The organism is Citrobacter sp. TBCS-15 (genome assembly GCF_005280815.1).
GTDB lineage: Bacteria > Pseudomonadota > Gammaproteobacteria > Enterobacterales > Enterobacteriaceae > Citrobacter > Citrobacter werkmanii.
Genome location: NZ_SZWK01000009.1, coordinates 1 through 734, shown reverse-complemented (window position 1 = coordinate 734; position 734 = coordinate 1). Strand labels below are relative to the sequence as shown.

The window sequence follows — 734 nt, the reverse complement described above, 5'->3', positions numbered from 1 at the left end:
GTTATCTCTCAAGACCGTGAGTGGATTAAAAGCCTTATTGTTTCACGTACAGAGTTTACCGAGATTAAGGAGAAAGAAAACAAGACAACAGATGACTTTTTGAAGTTGCTGATTAACTCTTTCGGTAATAAAAAGAGAGATTATTTATATTCTAAAGAAATTTCAGATTTAAAATATAATCTAGCTAAAGAAATAATTGAAAAGCATGACGTTTTTAGTGGTTATAAACAGACCAAAACATATAAGAGATCGATTGAAAAGTACAAACAATTTCAACAAATTCAACGACTTCAACAACTTGAACGACTTGAACAACTTCAACGAATTCAACAACTTCAAAAATTAAATAAAATAAAAGCTACAAGCAAAAGTTATCACGCTTTTAGTGATGTTTCTGGAGCTATTCTATATCTTGACCCACCTTATGAAGAAAGTCACCAAAAAGGTTATATTAATCAATTCGATAGTCAAGAATTTTATGACTGGGCATTTGTAATGGCTAAAAATAACATCGTGATAATTTCAAGTTATTCAATTTCAGATGAACGCTTTGAAGCTGTATATTCTTTTGACAAAGCGCGCAGCACTCTCCAAAGTGGAAGAAGCAAAAAAGAAAATGAGAAATTATTTATGGTTAAAAACAGTTAATATTTGATAAAGTAAAAGCAATTTGATAGAATAGAGTTATAAATAGAGGAGAACAAAATGAAAGATACAGTAAAAACTTTAATGAT

Annotated in this window: 1 protein-coding gene; it reads left to right on the top strand. The window is 29.6% G+C overall.

Features of this window, described 5'->3' with window-relative positions; genetic code table 11:
- Positions 1-648: hypothetical protein (locus FDW96_RS24970; RefSeq protein WP_170974680.1), on the top strand; the 648-nt coding region annotated here is incomplete at its 5' end.
- Positions 649-734 lie beyond the last annotated feature (86 nt).